The sequence below is a fragment of the Nitrospinota bacterium genome, from assembly GCA_016208975.1.
GTDB lineage: Bacteria > Nitrospinota_A > UBA7883 > UBA7883 > JACRLM01 > JACQXA01.
Window position 1 is genome coordinate 263713 of record JACQXA010000001.1, and the last position, 16203, is coordinate 279915.

Sequence of the window (16203 nt, forward strand, 5' to 3'; positions counted from 1 at the left end):
ATTTAGCGCCCCGATCCCGGCTCGCGCTATCGCTTGGCCGGGATGACACGGCGCCATGGTATCTATGCATGAACCCCGGTTCCCGGTAATAAACACTCATCAAAAATTATTAATCCGTCCCTGCCTGTTTGATGTAGTATTTAGTTGACCAAAACGGCAACCGTGCTGGAGCCCCAGGTTAAAAGGCCCGGCGGATTGGGGGGACGATGCTGGAACCTCTTTTGTATCCTGAATCGGTAGCGGTCATTGGCGCCTCCAAATCGCCAGGCAAGGTTGGCTACGAGATACTCAACAACCTTGTGAAAGGCGGTTTTGCCGGGGAACTCATCCCCGTAAACCCCACCGCCGACGAAATCATGGGGGTAAAGTGCTTCCCCGACATCACCAAACACGAAGGCCCGGTGGACCTTTCGGTTATCGCCGTTCCCACGGCGGCGGTGAAAGCGGCGGTTGAGGGCTCCATAAAAGCCGGGGTGAAGGCAATCATCGTCATCACCGCCGGGTTTAAGGAAACCGGCCATGACGGAGCCGAGCTTGAAAAAGAGATAGCGGCCATCTGCGCCGCCCGCAACGTGCGCATCATGGGCCCCAACTGCCTGGGGCTGATAAACACCCATCACAAGTTCAACGCCTCTTTCGCCCGGCGGATGCCCCACACGGGGGGAATCTCGGTTATCTCCCAGTCCGGCGCGTTATGCACCGCCATACTGGACTGGGCGGCGGAGCGGCACACCGGCCTTGCGAAACTCATCAGTTTCGGCAACAAGGCGGATTTGAACGAGAGCGATTTCCTGCGCGCCCTGGGCCGGGACGAAGACACCCGCGTGATAATGGGGTATCTGGAAAACATCACCAACGGCGACGAGTTCATAAAAGTGGCCGAAGACGTGGCCAACCGCAAACCGGTGGTCCTGCTGAAAGTGGGCTCCACCAAGGCGGGAATGAAAGCGGCCTCGTCCCACACTGGCAGTCTGGCCGGGGCGGACATAGCCTATGGCGCCGCCTTCAAACGGGCCGGCGTTATAAGGGTGGAAACCTTCGAGGCGCTGTTCGATTATTCCACGGCCTTCTCCATGCAACCGTTGCCCAAAGGCGACCGGGTGGCCATAATCACCAACGCCGGGGGGCCGGGCATCATGGCGGCGGACGCGGTGGAAAAATCCGGCATGAAAGTGACCACCCTTGGGATAGACACTGCCTCGGAACTTTCGTGCAAACTACCGGCGGCCGCTTCCATAGGGAACCCCATAGACGTGCTGGGAGACGCGGATCCGGAGCGTTACGCCCTGGCCCTGCGCGCCGCGCAGGAAGACGACACGGTGGACGCCATCATAGTGATCCTCACCCCCCAGGCAATGACCAAACCGGCGGAGACCGCCAGAGCCCTGGCCGGATGTGTGCGGGGCGAAAAACCAATATTGGCGGCTTTCATGGGCGGGGCCGATGTCCTGCCGGGGCGGGAGGAGCTTGCGGCGGCCAGCCTGCCGGATTACCCGTCGCCAGAACGGGCCGTGGCGGCGCTGAAAGCGATGCATGACTATGTGTTATGGCGCAAACGCCCGCCGAGGATAATCGCCAAATTCCCAGTGAACCGGCGGCGGGTGGAGCGGATAATCACCCACCACATGCGGGCGAACCGTCTGCAAATCGGCGAGGTGATGGCCAAGGAGATTCTTAAAGCTTACGGGTTTAACGTGCCCGAGGGCCAACTGGCCGCCAACGCCGAGGAGGCGCTGGACGTGGCCGACCGCATAGGCTACCCCGTGGCCATGAAGATCGCCTCGCCGGATATCATCCACAAGTCAGATTTCGGCGGTGTGCGGCTGGGGCTTATCAACGCCGAAGCGGTAACGGACGCTTTCGACCTGATGATGGCGCGGATAAAGCGCCGGTCGCCGGACGTTCAGCTTGAAGGGGTGTACGTGGAGAAGATGGCCACCCGGGGCCGGGAGGTTATCGTTGGGATGACGCGGGATCCGCAGTTCGGCCCTATGCTCATGTTCGGCCTGGGCGGCATATTCGTGGAAGTGATGAAAGACGTCACATTCTATCTGGCCCCCATAACCGCCGAGGACGCCATGCAGATGCTCAAGTCCACCCGCTCATACGCGCTTCTCAAGGGGGCGCGGGGCCAGCGCCCGGTGGACCTTAACGCCATAGCCCAGGGATTACAGCGCATCAGCCAGCTGGCCACCGATTTCCCGCAGATAGCCGAGCTGGACATCAACCCCTTCATAGTCGGCGAGGTGGGCGCGGAACCCACTGTGGCGGACGCCAGGATAACCCTTTCGCTGGATGTAAAACCATGAGCGGCGAAGAGAAGATTTCATTCGACCCTGCCTGGCAGGAAAAATACAGGGACATGATAATGACCCCGGCCCAGGCGGTTTTAAAAGTGCGGCCGGGGCACAGGGTTTTCATCGGCTCCGGATGCGCGGAGCCTGAAGAGCTGGTGAGGTCGCTCACCAGGCGAAGCGCGGAGCTGGCGGACATTGAGATAGTGCACCTGGTCACCCATGGCGTGGCTCCATACGCCACAAGGGAAATGGCGGACCATTTCACGGTGAACAGCTTCTTCATCGGCGACAACGTGCGGGAGATAATCCAGGCGGGATACGGGCATTACACACCCATATTCCTTTCAGACATACCGCGCCTTATGAAAAGCGGCCAGCTCCGGGTGGACGTGGCGCTTATCCAGGTAAGCCCCCCGGACGAGAAGGGTTTTTGCAGTCTTGGCGTTTCGGTGGACATCGTAAAAAGCGCCGCGGAGAACGCGGGGCTTGTTATCGCCCAGGTGAACCCTAAAATGCCCCGCACGTTGGGCGACAGTTTCATTCATGTGTACGATCTGGACATCCTGGCCCCGGTGGACGAGCCTGTCATAGAGGTTAAACCCCTTGAGGTTACCGATGTGATGCGCCAGGTGGGCGAAAACCTTTCGAGCCTTATAGAGGACGGATCCACCATAGAGGTGGGGATAGGCCGGATACCGCAAAGCATCCTGCTGTTCCTCAAGGATAAAAAAGACCTGGGGATCCACTCCGAGATGTTCACGGACACCCTGCTGGAGCTTATCGGGTCCGGCGCGGTGACAGGGGCGTTAAAAGCGATAGACCGGGGAAAGATTGTGGCCAGTTTCTGTATCGGTAGCCGGAAACTTTACGATTATGTCCACAATAACCCCATGTTCTATTTCCGGCCCACCGAGTATGTGAACGATTCGTCCATCATAGGCCAGCTCCACAAGATGGTGGCCATCAACACCGCCATGGAGGTGGACCTTACGGGACAGGTTTGCGCCGACTCCATAGGGACCAAGTTTTATTCCGGCATCGGCGGACAGGTGGATTTCAACCGGGGGGCGGCCCGGTCGCCGGGGGGCAAGGTCATAATCGCGCTCCCTTCCACGGCCAAGGGCGGATCCATATCCCGCATTGTCTCGCGGCTTTCGCCCGGGGCCGGTGTGGTTACCACCCGGGGCGGAGTGCATTACGTGGTTACGGAACACGGCGTGGCGTACCTGCACGGCAAGAACATCCACGAACGGGCCATGGCGCTAATATCCGTGGCCCATCCGGACCACCGCGAGCGGCTTCTAAAAGAGGCTATTGAACTGAAGTACGTTAGGCCGGAGATGTCCGAGGTGGAGGGGAAGATATGGCTTTCGCCGCAGGAGTTGAAAACATCCTGTTTGCTGGACGACGGCACGCAGGTCACGTTCCGCTCCATCCGCCCCACCGATGAACATGCAACCCGCGACCTTTTCTACGCGCTGTCGCAGGAGACCATCTATTACCGGTACATGACCCATCTTACCCGCATCTCCCACCGGCAGTTGCAGAATTTCGTGTATATAGACCACCGGCACGACGTGGCGATAGTTGGCACGGTGCCAGACCCGTCGGGAGAGGAGATAATCGCCGTAGGCAGATATTACCTGGATCCCAAATCGAACCGGGCGGAGGTGGCTTTTGTGGTGCGGGACCAGTGGCAGAACCGGGGGCTGGGCAAGTTCATGCTCAAGTATCTTGTGAGCGTGGCGCGGCGGAACGGCATCCGGGGGTTCACCGCCGAGGTGTTGCGGGAGAACAAGTCCATGCAGTCGGTGTTCAACAAAAGCGGGCTTAAAATAAAGAGCGGGCTTAACGAAGGGGTTTACAGCTTCGAGCTGGATTTCGCCTAGCTCTTCCCCATCCCAAGCAGTGAAAGCAGACTTTCCGTTATAGGATCGTTTCTTCTGGCCCAATACCACTCTATGGGTCCGTGTATGGCGAAAGCCACCCCCATGGCGAACAGCATGTGGTGCGGGAACTGGGCCACCACGAAGGCGAAAAGTAAAACACCCATCAGAAGCTGGAACGGCTTCTTGCGGGCCAGGTCCACCTGTTTGAAATTCCTGTATGGGATATTGCTCACCATCAGCAGGGCCAGGATATATGTGGCTATCATCACCAGCACAGCCGGGGCCCGGTCCACATCCAGCGCGCCCCTTGTAAGCAGAACCACGGCGGCCAGAAGGCCCGCCGCCGCCGGAATGGGCAGGCCCACAAACCTGTCCTTGCGCGTTTCAGAAGTCTGGGTGTTGAACCGCGCCAGCCGCAACGCTCCGCAGATCACGAACAAAAACGCGGCCATCCAGCCCAGCCTGCCGAACGGTTGTAGCACCCAGTTGTACATCAAAATGCCCGGCGCGGCGCCGAAGGACATAAGGTCCGAAAGGGAGTCGTACTCCACGCCGAAATTGGTGGTGGCTCCGGTGGCGCGGGCTATGCGCCCGTCCAGCCCGTCGAAGAAAATCGCCAGGATTATCATCCAGGCGGCTATGTAAAAATCCGCGTTGATGGAGGCGATGATCGCGTAAAACCCGCAGAAGAAAGATGCCGACGTTATCAGGCTGGGGACTATGTAAATCCCCTTCCTGATATTGCCAAAAGCCGCCAAACGCCCTTCCCCGCCATTATTATTGGCGGGCGGTTCGGACTGCTGACTTTCTGTTTCCGGTTCCATGGGTTTATTTCGCCACAGGTGAATATCTGGCCATTACCGTTTCACCGGCGGCCACGTTATCTCCGATTTTACTGACAACTTCCACACCGGCGGGCATTATCAAGTCCACCCGGGAGCCGAACCGTATAAGGCCGAACCGCTCACCCGCCGCAAGCTCTTGCCCCACGTTCACCCATGTAACTATCCGCCGGGCGATAAGCCCCGCGATCTGCTTTACGCCAATTACACCGGCGGCGGTCTCCATTGTTATAAGGGTCTGCTCGTTGTCCAGGCTGGCCTTGTGGTCCCACGCGGCCAGGAACTTGCCCTTGTTATAGAACTTGCGGACAATTTTCCCAGCCAGCGGAACCCGCTGGACATGCACGTTGAACACGGAGAGGAAAATGGAAACGCACACCGAGCCCTTGGGATGGTCGGGGCTTTGGTACGCCGTGTCTATCTTCACCACCTTGCCGTCGGCGGGGGCCAGTATAAGCCCCTCGCCGGGAGGCGCCACGCGCTCCGGATCCCTAAAGAAAAACACCACGAACGCCAGGAGAAGACAAACCACTACGCCCGTCTTCCCCCAACCCAGCATTAACAGGAACAGCGCTAAAAGCGCCAGGGGGATGATAAACATCAGCCCTTCGGAGGCTATCGGCAATTTCATCGCCGGTCAGTCCTCGATCTTCTTGCCGATCCAGTGCATCATGCCGCGCAGTTTTTCGCCCACCTGCTCGATGGGATGCTCCGCGTCTTTCCTCAGCACGGCGTTGTACACCGGGCGGTTGGCCTGGTTTTCCAGAACCCATTCCCGGGCGAACTCGCCATCCTGTATCTCGCGGAGAATCTCTTCCATTTCCATCCGGGTGTCTTCGTTTATCACGCGCCTGCCACGGGTGATGTCGCCGTATTTGGCGGTGTCGGATATGGAGTAACGCATGTTGGCTATGCCGCCTTCGTGGATAAGGTCCACGATAAGCTTCAACTCGTGCAGACACTCGAAATACGCCACCTCTGGCTGGTAACCGGCGTTCACCAGGGTGTCGAACCCGGCGCGGATAAGCTCCGATACGCCGCCGCAAAGAACGGCCTGTTCGCCGAACAGGTCTGTCTCGGTCTCTTCCCTGAAGGTGGTCTCTATCACGCCGCCGCGGGTGCCGCCCACGCCTCTGGCGTATGCCAGGGCTATGTTCTTGGCGTTGCCGGTGGCGTTCTTTTCAACAGCCATAAGGCAGGGCACGCCGCCACCCTGGGTGTACACCCGGCGCACCAGGTGGCCAGGCCCTTTGGGGGCCACCATGAAAACGTCCGCGTCCTCCGGAGCCACGATCTGGCCGAAATGGATGTTGAACCCGTGGGCGAAGGCCAGGGCCGCCCCTTTTTTCATGTTTGGCCGCACATCATTCTCGAAAATGGCCTTTTGCGAAGTGTCGGGGGCGAGGAACATTATCACGTCCGCCTCTTTGGCCACTTCCGCCGGGGTCTTAACGGTCAGCCCCTCTTTCTGGGCCGACGCGATGAACCGGCTACCAGGCCTTAAGCCGATTATGACTTTCACCCCGGAATCCCGCAGGTTCAAGGCGTGGGCGTGGCCCTGGCTTCCGTAACCTATGATGGCCACGGTCTTGCCGGCCAGGTGTTTCAGATCCGCGTCTTTGTCATAATAAATGATAGCCATGTCGTTTAACGATTCTCCCTTCTAGTATTTTGGCGTAACGCCCGAATTGAATATCAGCCCAGGGACTTTTTTCCGCGGGCCATGGCCACTTTGCCGCTCCGCGCGATTTCCAGAAGCCCCAGGGGTTTTATCATCTCAAGGAAAGCGTTCAGTTTGCTCTCCGACCCCGTGATCTCAATGGTATAAGTCTTCGGCGACACGTCCAGCACCTTGCCGCGGAATATCTCCGTCATCCGGAGGATCTCCGCGCGGTTGTCCGGCTCGGCGTTAACCTTAACCATAAGTATCTCCCGGACAACGTATTCCTCGTCGTCCATGAAGTCGTTCACTTTTATCACGTCTATCAGCTTGTTGAGCTGTTTTGTTATCTGCTCGATTATGGCGTCGTCCCCCCGGGTGACGATGGTCATGCGGGAGGTGGACGGGTCCAGCGACGGGGCAACGGACAGGGTTTCAATGTTGAACCCACGGCCCGAGAAAAGGCCCGCCACCCGGGCCAGCACGCCGAACTTGTTCTCTACCAGCACTGATATGGTGTGTCTCATAGCCCCTTACGCCAGCAACATCTTGGTCAGCGGCTCGCCCGCCGGAACCATGGGGTAAACATTCTCCTCCCGGTCCACCACGCAGTCCACAATGGCCGGTCTGCGGGCGGCTATGGCTTTCTCCAGCGCGGGGCCCACCTCTTCGGGTTTTGTTACCCTGATACCGAATGCGTTGTAGGCCTCGGCCAGCTTCACGAAATCCGGCTGGGCCTCCATGCAGGTATAGGCGTAACGGCCGCCAAAGAAAAGCTCCTGCCATTGCCGCACCATGCCGAGGAACCCGTTGTTGAGTATTACTATTATCACCGGCAGGCGGTACTGGGCCGCCGTGGCCAGTTCCTGGATGTTCATTTGGATGGAGCCGTCCCCTGCGATGTCTATCACCACCTTGTCCGGAAACGCCGCCTGCGCGCCAAGGGCCGCCGGGAACCCGTAACCCATGGTGCCCAAGCCCCCGGAGGTGAGGAACGTGCGGGGATGGTTCAGCTTTATGTACTGGGCGGCCCACATCTGGTTCTGCCCCACTTCGGTGGCGAATATGGCCTCGCCGCCGGTGACGCGGTTAATTTCCTCCAGCACGAACTGGGGTTTTATAACGTTCGTTTTCTTGACATAGGTAATGGCGTTGCCAGCTTTCCATTCGGCGATCTGCTGGAGCCAATCCTTGTTCTTCGTTTTCCAGTTTATGTCTTTCGCCCGCACGGCGGCGTTGAGTTTCCGTAACGTGTCGTTAAGGTCGCCCACCACGGGGATGTGGCATTTGACGTTCTTGGATATGGACGACGGGTCTATATCCACATGGGCCACCTTGGCTTTGGGCGCAAACTCGTCCAGCTTGCCGGTCACCCTGTCGTCGAACCGGGCGCCGAGGGCCACCACCAGGTCCGCGTGGCTCATGGCCATATTGGCGCAGTAAGTGCCGTGCATCCCCAGTAAACCCAGGTTCAGTTCATGGTCCGACGGCAAGCTCCCCAAACCCATAAGCGTGATGGCCGAAGGGGAGCTGGTATGCTCGGCCAGCTTTAACAGCTCACTGGAAGAGTTGGATAATATCATCCCCCCGCCCACATACAGCACTGGCGCGCGGGACTCCGCCAGCGCGTCCGCCAGTTTGTCTATCTGGCGCATATGCCCTTCAACGTTGGGCTTGTAAGAGCGCAACTCTATTTTCTCGGGCATCTCGAATCTGGCCGTGCCGGTGATAACGTCTTTGGGTATGTCCACCACCACCGGGCCGGGTTTCCCCGTGGAGGCTATGTAGAACGCCTCGGCTATGGTGGGGGCCAGGTCCGCCGTGGTGCGCACAAGGTAACTGTGCTTCACGCACGGGCGGGTGATCCCTATGATGTCCGCCTCTTGGAACGCATCGTTGCCGATCAGGCTTGTGGGCACCTGCCCGGTGAACACCACTATGGGTATGGAATCCATGTAAGCGGTGGCGATGCCGGTTACGGCATTGGTGGCGCCGGGGCCGGAAGTCACCAGCGCAACGCCCACCCTGCCGGTGGCGCGGGCAAACCCGTCGGCCATGTGCACTGCGCCCTGCTCGTGGCGAACCAGGATGTGCCTCAGTTTCGGGTTTTTGAAAAGCTCATCATATATTGGCAGAACCACCCCTCCGGGATACCCGAAGATGAGATCCACCTTCAATTTCAACAGGGACTTCACGAATATCTCGGCCCCTGTGCGCGCGCTTGTCATTGGCTACCTACCGCCTTGTTTTGCATGAATGTTTGATGATATAGTATCTGTCTTTATGAGTCAAACCAAGACGAGATGTGGTAGTGTCCCAGTTTGAAAGTACAGGGGAGATTCTTCACTTACGCTCAGAATGACAATATAACAGCCGTTGATAATATTGTCATCCTGAGCGAAGCGCAAGCGAAGTGAAGGATCTGTCTATTATTTGAGATTCTAACTGAGACACCACCCGAAATGTTTAATAAATATATGCCTTTGGGCAAATTTGACATTCGCTTGAAACGCTCCGCTCCAAATAGCGGTTCAACAGATTGCGGATTGATAAAAAATGCCAACCTGGACGAAAATGGCGAATAATGCGCTTCGAGTGGGATTCTGAAAATACGGCGCTAATGTAAAGAAACACGGGATATCTTTTCTTAAGGCTTCAACGGTTTTCGGTGACCCTTTGGCGATTACGTTCAGCGATCCCGGCCATTCCGCAAAAGAGTGCAGATTCCTGAATTTAGGCCTTTCCACTATGGGCAGGTTATTGGTTGTAGCCCATACGGAAAGGTTTGATAAAATACGTTTAATTAGCGCAAGGCGAGCGACGCGGAAAGAAGGAGAAATATATGAAAACAGTTAAGACCGCCGGACTACGCGCCGGGTACAAACGGGAAGATTTGGGCAAAGGGACAAGGGTCAAGTATTTTAAGAAATATCAAAAAGGAACCAACCTTGTTCTTTTAAGCCCGGATGTGGCGGCTGTTTTTCATGATGACGCCTCCGTCAATGATGCGTTGCGTGATTTGATTAGAGTGGCCAATCAGTCGGTCAGCCCGGTAACACGACCAGGCCATAACGAAAAATCCGGACGTTAACAAGTAGCGATGTCCAAAACAAGGCCGGGTGGGGTTTTGCCGTCACAGGAGATAGCTTCTCTTGTGGATGATGGATGTATTTCCAGCGCCGGACTTTTACCTGGTGAACTAAAACAGAACATTCAACCCGCTTCGCTGGATCTAACCTTGGGGCCCAAAGCGTACAGGCTCCAAGCCAGTTTCCTGCCGCAATGGCCCAACAAGGTTGAAGACCGGCTGGCGGACCTGCTGATGTACGAAATAAACCTCACCAAAGGCGCCATTCTGGAGCGGGGGGCGGTTTACCTAATCCCCCTGGGCGAGAAATTGCGTTTGCCCCGGGACATCCGCGGGCGCACAAACCCCAAAAGCTCCACCGGCAGGCTGGATGTGTTCACAAGGGTTATTACCGACGGTTGCACCCGGTTTGAGGAGATAGAGCCGGGCTATAACGGCGGGCTATATCTTGAAGTGGTGCCCCGTTCCTTCACCATTAAAGTGAGAAGCGGCCAACGGCTGAACCAGCTTCGCCTGTTCCTGTGCCCATCCGAACGCGATTGCCCCCATCCATCCAACTTTGCCGACTCTTCCACACTGCACCATTACCTGGGCGGCACGGAGCTTCGCCGGGTATATGAGAAAGAAAAGCTCCTTTGCGACATCGAGGGGGAGTTTATAGACAATACCGACCGGCATGTTAGCGGCGACGGGTTGTTGATGAGCGTGGACCTAACGGCTCCCGCCGGAAACTACAATCCCGTGGGCTACAAAGCCAAAAAGAACAGCCGCGTGATAGAGCTGGACATGGTGGGCCATTACGACGCCGATGATTTCTGGGAACCCATCCACCCCCACAAACTTGGCAGGCTCATCCTGGAGCCGGAGGAGTTTTACATTTTCGCCTCCAAAGAGAGAATACGGGTTCCCCTGAACTGCTCCGCCGAAATGGTGGAGTTCGACGCGGGCTCCGGCGAGCTTCGCACCCATTACGCCGGTTTTTTCGACCCTGGGTTCGGATATGGCGGCGACGGTAAGGTTATGGGCACCAAGGCGGTGCTGGAGGTGCGGCCCCACGACGTGCCGTTCATAATTGAAGACGGCCAGATACTTTTCAAGATGAAGTACGAGCGCATGGCCTCCGCCCCCCAAATCTGGTACGGGTCGGAAATAGGCTCCAACTATCACGACCAAACGTTGAGGCTGGCCAAGCAGTTCCGGAAACCATAGGCCCTGTCCCCGGCAAACCCGCCAACCGTATCCCTCTGAATTTTCTTGTTAAGCGAACCGGTTAATATATAATTATTCTCACCGGACGCGGGCCGTGGAATGGCCGCGCGGATTTGAGTTTGGCAACGTGCCGCGCGCAGGGGGCGCTTGAAATATGAGAAGAGCCGAGCTTGACCACGTGCTGGAGACGATGCTCGACAGCCACGACAACGTCTCGGATTTGAACATGACCGTTGGCAAGGCGTTCCAGGTGGAATCCTCCGGCGTTCTGGTGGACGTGAACATGAATCCACCCGTCTGGAAACTCACTCCCTTCCAGACGGAGCTTATAGCCCTCAACATAATCGCCAACGACCAGCGCCTGACCCGCCACCTGGTGGATAGCGGCTCGGCGGACTGCTCCTATTTCGTGGGCGACAAGGCCCGGTTCCGCGTAAACATATTCTCCCAGCGCAACACATACTCGCTGGTGCTGAGGAAACTCCAAACGGTAATCCCCACCATAGAAGACCTGGAACTGCCCGAGGTGTTCCACAAGGTGGCCGAAGAGAAAAACGGCCTTGTGGTGGTTACAGGCGCCACCGGTTCCGGTAAAACCACGTCGCTTGCGGCCATGCTGGACGTTATCAACCGGAACAAATCCGTCCACGTGGTTACGCTGGAAGACCCGGTGGAGTATATGCACCCCCACAAAAAGGCCACATTCAACCAGCGGGAGTTGGGGAAAGATTTCGACACATTCGCCAACGGGTTGCGCGCCGCCCTTCGCCAGGCTCCTAAAGTGGTGCTGGTGGGCGAAATGCGCGACCGGGAAACTGTTGAAATAGGCCTGTCGGCCTCTGAAACCGGCCACCTGGTGATGAGCACCCTGCATACGGTGGACGCTGGCGCCACCATAAACCGCATCGTGGGCATGTTCGACCTGGAGGAGGAAAAACTGATCCGCATACGCCTGGCGGAGTCTGTCCGGTGGGTCATCTGCCAACGCCTGCTACCAAAAGTGGGCGGCGGGCGCGTGGCCGCGTTCGAGGTGATGGGCTCCAACCTCCGGGTAAAAGAAACCATATTAAATGGCGAACAGGAGGGCAAAACCTTCTACGAGATAATAACCGCGTCGGAGCCTTTCGGGTGGCGCACTTTCGACAAGAGCATCACCGAGCTTTACGAGAAAGGACTGATATCCGAAGATACCGCCATGGGTTACGCCTCCCGCAAGGCGATAGTGGGCCGCAACATAGACATGATAAAGAGCAAACGCGGCCAGGCCACCACCGACATTGAAGACCTTTCGCTGGACGAAGGTTACGAGCAAACCTCCACCGGGCTGAAGAAAAAGAAAAGGTAAGTTGAGATGAGAGTTTCCTGCCCCAGTTGCCAGAAGGTGCTCAACATACAGGACGACAAGCTTCCGCTAGGAAAACAGGTGAAATTCGCCTGTCCTTTCTGCAAAAACCCGATACACGTCACCCGGGAGGAAGCCTCTGAAGGGGAGACGGAACTGCCCTCCATGGGGATGGTGCCGGACACAACCCCCCAATTCAAGCTGGACGAAACGCAAAACGTGCCCATCCCCCCTCCCCCATCGGGCAAGGTGGAGTTGCCGGACCTGGGCGAGGCGCTGGAGAGCGAGCTTGAGATCCTCGAAGAAGGCGCCCACAGGGCGCTGGTGGCCGACACGGAAAACCTGGACCGCATATCGCCGGTGCTCAAGAAGATGAACTATCTGATAACCACCGTTAAAACCGCCGACGAAGCCCTGCGCAAGTTGCAGTTCAACTTCTACGACCTGGTGATAATAAACGAGCGGTTCAACGGGGCGGATCCGGCCAGCAACCCCATACACAAATTCATCGAGCCGATGACCATGGATATCCGCAGGAAAATGTTCGTGGCCATCATTGGGAAGAATTTCAGGACCCTCGACAGGATGACGGCCTTCGCCAAAAGCGCGAACATGGTGATGAACGAGACGGATTTCCCCAATTTCGAGCTAATCCTCAAGAAGGCGATTAAAGACGACGAGACTTTCTTCCGTCTGATAAAGAAGACCCTTGTGGAACTAGGCAAGGATTAACCGTTGTTGCGGATGATTGGTCAGCCAACGAATAAAAGGGATTAAATATCATGCCCGTTTTTCAGTACAAGTTCGAGACCAAGATAGGAACCCAGAACGGGGAGATTGAGGCCGAAAACCTTGAGGCGGCGAAAGCCCAGCTGGCCAAGCAAAGGGTCAGGGTAAAGTCTATCAAGGCCAAGGGTAAGGAATTTGTCCTTTTCGAAAGCGGCCCCACACCCAAAGACATAGTTATATTCACCCGCCAGTTCGCCACCATGATAAGCGCCGGTCTGCCCCTGGTGCAATGCCTGTCCATTCTCGGCGGCTCTGTGGACAACAAAGGGTTCCAGCGGGTGATAATGGACATAAAGGCCAAAGTGGAGACCGGCGAGACATTCGCCGACGCCCTGCGCAAACACCCCAAGGCCTTCGACGAGCTTTACACCAACATGATAGAAGCCGGCGAGGTGGGCGGTATTCTGGACAAGATCCTCGACAGGCTGGCCAACTACCAGGAAAAAGCCATCGCCCTTAAAGGCAAGGTGAAATCGGCCATGGTTTATCCGGCAATCATAGTGACGGTGGCCGTGGCGGTGGTGGTGTTCCTGCTGGTGTTCGTCATACCCATGTTCGGCAAGATGTTTTCCGACTTTGGCCAAGCGCTTCCATGGCCCACCCAGGTGGTGCTGACCGCGTCGGACACGGTAATCACCTTCTGGTACATCGTGTTCCTGGTGCCAATTGCCATGGTCATGGCGTTCATCTACATCCGCAAGAACGAGAAGGGCAAGATAATCACGGACAAGATATTCATCAAGCTCCCCGTGCTTGGAGTCCTGATCCAGAAGGTGGCCGTGGCCAAGTTCACCCGCACCATGGGCACGCTTATTTCCTCGGGCGTGCCTATTATTGAAGGGCTGAACATAACCGCCAAGACCGCCGGCCAGAAGGTTATCGAAATGGCGGTGCTCAATATCATAGATGACATCAAACAGGGCAAAGGCCTGGCCGATCCGCTCAAGGAGCAAGGGGTGTTCCCGCCCATGGTGGTGCAGATGATAGAAGTGGGTGAGCAGACCGGCGCGCTGGACGCCATGATGAACAAAATAGCGGACTTCTATGACCAGGAGGTGGACACGGCGGTGGAAGGCCTTACTTCCATGCTGGAACCATTGCTCATGGTGTTCCTCGGCATAGTGGTGGGTTTCGTGGTTATCGCCATGTACATGCCCATATTCAAGATGGGCGACATCGTAGGTTAATAAATACGGGGCCAGGCTTGGGCCGCGGGCATTGATGAAATGACCCGGGCCCGGGCCGGTTTTCGGCATGTCTCACAACGCAAGGCCCATGTCCAGCGACACTAAACCGGAAGATAAACAGACGGAACAGGCCGGGGTGTCCCCCGTATCCAGCCTGAACATCCTGTTGGCGGGCAGGCTGGCGGTCATCTCCTTCTTCATGGGGCTGGTGGTTTTCTTCCAGTTCCGCCACGGGGCGCTGGCAAAGTCTTTGCCCGCCCTGCTCCCGGTGGCCTCTGCCTATCTACTTTCCATCATTTACGCCACAGCGGCCCGGTTCATAAAAAACATTCCCCGTTTCATATATGTCCAGCTCATCATAGACATCATCCTCATCACCGGAACCCTCTATTTCACCGGGGGGGCCGACAGCCCATTCACTTTCCTGTACATCTTCGTGATAATAGGCGCCGCCATCCTTATATCCAAACCGGCGACCTATGTAATGGCGTCCACCGCCAGCGCCCTGTACGCCGGGATGGTGAATCTGGAGTTTTTCCAGCTTATCCAGCCTTACCATATTTTCCCCCCGGCCTACAAAGAGGTGAACGCCGGATACCTTTTCCTTACGGCCGTGATGAACATATCGTTCTTCTACCTTGTTGCGTGGTTGTCCGGCTATCTAACGGGGCTGTACAGAAAAACCGACCTGCAACTTATCAAGAAGAGCCAGGATTTCACAGAGCTGGAGGCCTTTAATAAAAACGTCCTCACCTATATGGGCTCAGGCTTCCTGGCGGCGGACCTGGACGGAACCATATTACGCCACAACCCTGCCGCTGAAAGGATATTGGGGTTGGAGTCCAAAGAAATAGACCGGGCCAATATCTCCAAAGCGTTATGCCTGCCTTCCATAGCCAGGGTTTTCACCGAAGACCCAGATGAGCTTGGCGAGCTCACCCGCCAGTATGACTGGACCTTCACAAAGAAGGACGGGAACGAGGCCAGCCTGAACATGACCATAAGCAGACTGGCCATAAACGGGGAGACAAAGGCGCTGATAGCGGTTTTCCAGGACCTCACGAATCTCAAACAAATGGAGCGGCAGGTGGCAAACGCCGAGCGGCTGGCGGCCATCGGGCGCGTGGCGGCAGGTATCGCCCACGAGATAAGGAACCCCCTGGCGTCCCTTTCCGGCTCCATACAGATGCTATCCGCCGATATGGACCATCTTCTGGACCAGAGCGGAAAACGGCTGATAAACATAATCACCCGGGAGGCGGATCGATTGAACCGCATAATCACCCAGTTCCTGGTTTACGCATCGCCCCCCCAGCCAAAACCGTCGCTGGTGGATTTGAGCCTTGTTCTCAATGAAACCGTGACCCTTTTCAGGGCCGACCCTCGGGGCAAGGACAGGCTGGAGATTGAAACCCACATAGAACCCGCCCTTATGGTCAATGTTGATCAGGAGCAGGTGCGGCAGGTGATATGGAACCTGCTGGTAAACGCACTGGAAGCCATGGAGGAAAAAGGCAAGATAACCCTCACGGCCCTCACCGAGCAATACCAGGGGAAAACCCATCCGGCGCTGGGCGCGTTGTCGCAGGATTGCCCGCTGTGCGTGCGCATTTCGATAAAAGACAACGGCGTTGGAATATCCCCGGAAAACCTGGAGCGGATTTTCGAGCCGTTTTTCAGCACCAAAATGGGGGGCACGGGTTTCGGCCTGCCCACGGCCCACAAAATCATCGAAAGCCACAAGGGCAAAATAAAAGTGGCCTCCCACCCCGGGCGCGGCACAACATTCACCATATGGCTCCCCGGCGCCAAGACCGCCGCCACCGTAGCCTGATTTACGTGCGATAGCAGATTGAAAAGTGGTGTCTCAGTTTGAATCTCAAATAACAGACAGATCCTT

The 16203-nt window shown here is 56.8% G+C and carries 13 protein-coding genes and 1 pseudogene; 9 read left to right on the plus strand and 5 right to left on the minus strand.

The window, feature by feature from the left end; all coding sequences use genetic code 11:
- The first annotated feature begins 206 nt into the window (after positions 1-206).
- Positions 207-2309 carry an acetate--CoA ligase family protein gene (locus tag HY751_01205; GenBank protein ID MBI4665005.1) on the plus strand — a complete coding sequence of 701 codons (2103 nt, stop codon included), beginning with the start codon at positions 207-209 and terminating at the stop codon, positions 2307-2309.
- Positions 2306-4186 (plus strand): GNAT family N-acetyltransferase, encoded by a 1881-nt coding sequence (locus HY751_01210; protein ID MBI4665006.1) that lies wholly within the window; start codon positions 2306-2308, stop codon positions 4184-4186. Before HY751_01205 ends, HY751_01210 begins: the two co-directional genes overlap by 4 nt.
- On the opposite strand, the gene pssA is transcribed toward HY751_01210, so the two are convergent.
- The 5 genes from pssA to ilvB are packed head-to-tail and all read right to left on the minus strand — an operon-like array spanning position 4183 to position 8916.
- Complete coding sequence (pssA, locus tag HY751_01215) at positions 4183-5010, minus strand: CDP-diacylglycerol--serine O-phosphatidyltransferase (protein ID MBI4665007.1); 828 nt, start codon at positions 5008-5010, stop codon at positions 4183-4185. The genes HY751_01210 and pssA overlap by 4 nt on opposite strands.
- 4 nt (positions 5011-5014) lie before the next feature.
- Entirely contained in the window at positions 5015-5659 is a 645-nt protein-coding gene (locus tag HY751_01220; protein ID MBI4665008.1) for a phosphatidylserine decarboxylase family protein, read from the minus strand.
- 6 nt (positions 5660-5665) lie between these two features.
- Positions 5666-6670 carry a ketol-acid reductoisomerase gene (ilvC, locus tag HY751_01225; protein MBI4665009.1) on the minus strand — a complete coding sequence of 335 codons (1005 nt, stop codon included), beginning with the start codon at positions 6668-6670 and terminating at the stop codon, positions 5666-5668.
- A gap of 53 nt (positions 6671-6723) precedes the next feature.
- Positions 6724-7215: an acetolactate synthase small subunit gene (gene ilvN, locus HY751_01230; GenBank protein MBI4665010.1), complete on the minus strand. Its 492-nt coding sequence runs from the start codon at positions 7213-7215 to the stop codon at positions 6724-6726.
- A 6-nt stretch (positions 7216-7221) separates the two neighbouring features.
- On the minus strand, positions 7222-8916 hold the full coding sequence (gene ilvB / locus HY751_01235; protein ID MBI4665011.1) for a biosynthetic-type acetolactate synthase large subunit: 1695 nt from the start codon (positions 8914-8916) through the stop codon (positions 7222-7224).
- 356 nt (positions 8917-9272) lie between these two features.
- Here ilvB and HY751_01240 point away from each other — a divergent pair.
- The 7 genes and pseudogenes from HY751_01240 to HY751_01270 all read left to right on the plus strand — a co-directional run bounded on the left by HY751_01240 (position 9273) and on the right by HY751_01270 (position 16137).
- Positions 9273-9544, plus strand: a pseudogene (locus HY751_01240) (BrnT family toxin).
- Entirely contained in the window at positions 9531-9779 is a 249-nt protein-coding gene (locus tag HY751_01245; protein MBI4665012.1) for a hypothetical protein, read from the plus strand. The pseudogene HY751_01240 and the gene HY751_01245 overlap by 14 nt, the downstream one beginning before the upstream one ends.
- 9 nt (positions 9780-9788) lie before the next feature.
- On the plus strand, positions 9789-10985 hold the full coding sequence (locus tag HY751_01250; protein ID MBI4665013.1) for a 2'-deoxycytidine 5'-triphosphate deaminase: 1197 nt from the start codon (positions 9789-9791) through the stop codon (positions 10983-10985).
- 154 nt (positions 10986-11139) lie between these two features.
- Complete coding sequence (locus tag HY751_01255) at positions 11140-12330, plus strand: PilT/PilU family type 4a pilus ATPase (GenBank protein MBI4665014.1); 1191 nt, start codon at positions 11140-11142, stop codon at positions 12328-12330.
- Positions 12331-12336: 6 nt separating this feature from the next.
- Positions 12337-13059, plus strand: coding sequence for a zinc-ribbon domain-containing protein (locus HY751_01260; protein MBI4665015.1), 723 nt, complete (start codon positions 12337-12339; stop codon positions 13057-13059).
- A 50-nt stretch (positions 13060-13109) separates the two neighbouring features.
- Complete coding sequence (locus HY751_01265) at positions 13110-14303, plus strand: type II secretion system F family protein (protein ID MBI4665016.1); 1194 nt, start codon at positions 13110-13112, stop codon at positions 14301-14303.
- 88 nt (positions 14304-14391) lie between these two features.
- A complete protein-coding gene (locus tag HY751_01270; GenBank protein ID MBI4665017.1) occupies positions 14392-16137 on the plus strand; it encodes a PAS domain S-box protein in 1746 nt (581 codons plus the stop codon).
- The last annotated feature ends 66 nt before the right edge of the window (positions 16138-16203 follow it).

What these genes read in the sequence shown, in the direction of transcription:
- HY751_01205 (MBI4665005.1), top strand. Translation starts at nt 207, where the DNA reads ATGCTGGAACCTCTTTTGTATCCTGAATCGGTAGCGGTCATTGGCGCC.
- HY751_01210 (MBI4665006.1), top strand. Translation starts at nt 2,306, where the DNA reads ATGAGCGGCGAAGAGAAGATTTCATTCGACCCTGCCTGGCAGGAAAAA.
- pssA (MBI4665007.1), bottom strand. Translation starts at nt 5,010, where the DNA reads ATGGAACCGGAAACAGAAAGTCAGCAGTCCGAACCGCCCGCCAATAAT.
- HY751_01220 (MBI4665008.1), bottom strand. Translation starts at nt 5,659, where the DNA reads ATGAAATTGCCGATAGCCTCCGAAGGGCTGATGTTTATCATCCCCCTG.
- ilvC (MBI4665009.1), bottom strand. Translation starts at nt 6,670, where the DNA reads ATGGCTATCATTTATTATGACAAAGACGCGGATCTGAAACACCTGGCC.
- ilvN (MBI4665010.1), bottom strand. Translation starts at nt 7,215, where the DNA reads ATGAGACACACCATATCAGTGCTGGTAGAGAACAAGTTCGGCGTGCTG.
- ilvB (MBI4665011.1), bottom strand. Translation starts at nt 8,916, where the DNA reads ATGACAAGCGCGCGCACAGGGGCCGAGATATTCGTGAAGTCCCTGTTG.
- HY751_01245 (MBI4665012.1), top strand. Translation starts at nt 9,531, where the DNA reads ATGAAAACAGTTAAGACCGCCGGACTACGCGCCGGGTACAAACGGGAA.
- HY751_01250 (MBI4665013.1), top strand. Translation starts at nt 9,789, where the DNA reads ATGTCCAAAACAAGGCCGGGTGGGGTTTTGCCGTCACAGGAGATAGCT.
- HY751_01255 (MBI4665014.1), top strand. Translation starts at nt 11,140, where the DNA reads ATGAGAAGAGCCGAGCTTGACCACGTGCTGGAGACGATGCTCGACAGC.
- HY751_01260 (MBI4665015.1), top strand. Translation starts at nt 12,337, where the DNA reads ATGAGAGTTTCCTGCCCCAGTTGCCAGAAGGTGCTCAACATACAGGAC.
- HY751_01265 (MBI4665016.1), top strand. Translation starts at nt 13,110, where the DNA reads ATGCCCGTTTTTCAGTACAAGTTCGAGACCAAGATAGGAACCCAGAAC.
- HY751_01270 (MBI4665017.1), top strand. Translation starts at nt 14,392, where the DNA reads ATGTCCAGCGACACTAAACCGGAAGATAAACAGACGGAACAGGCCGGG.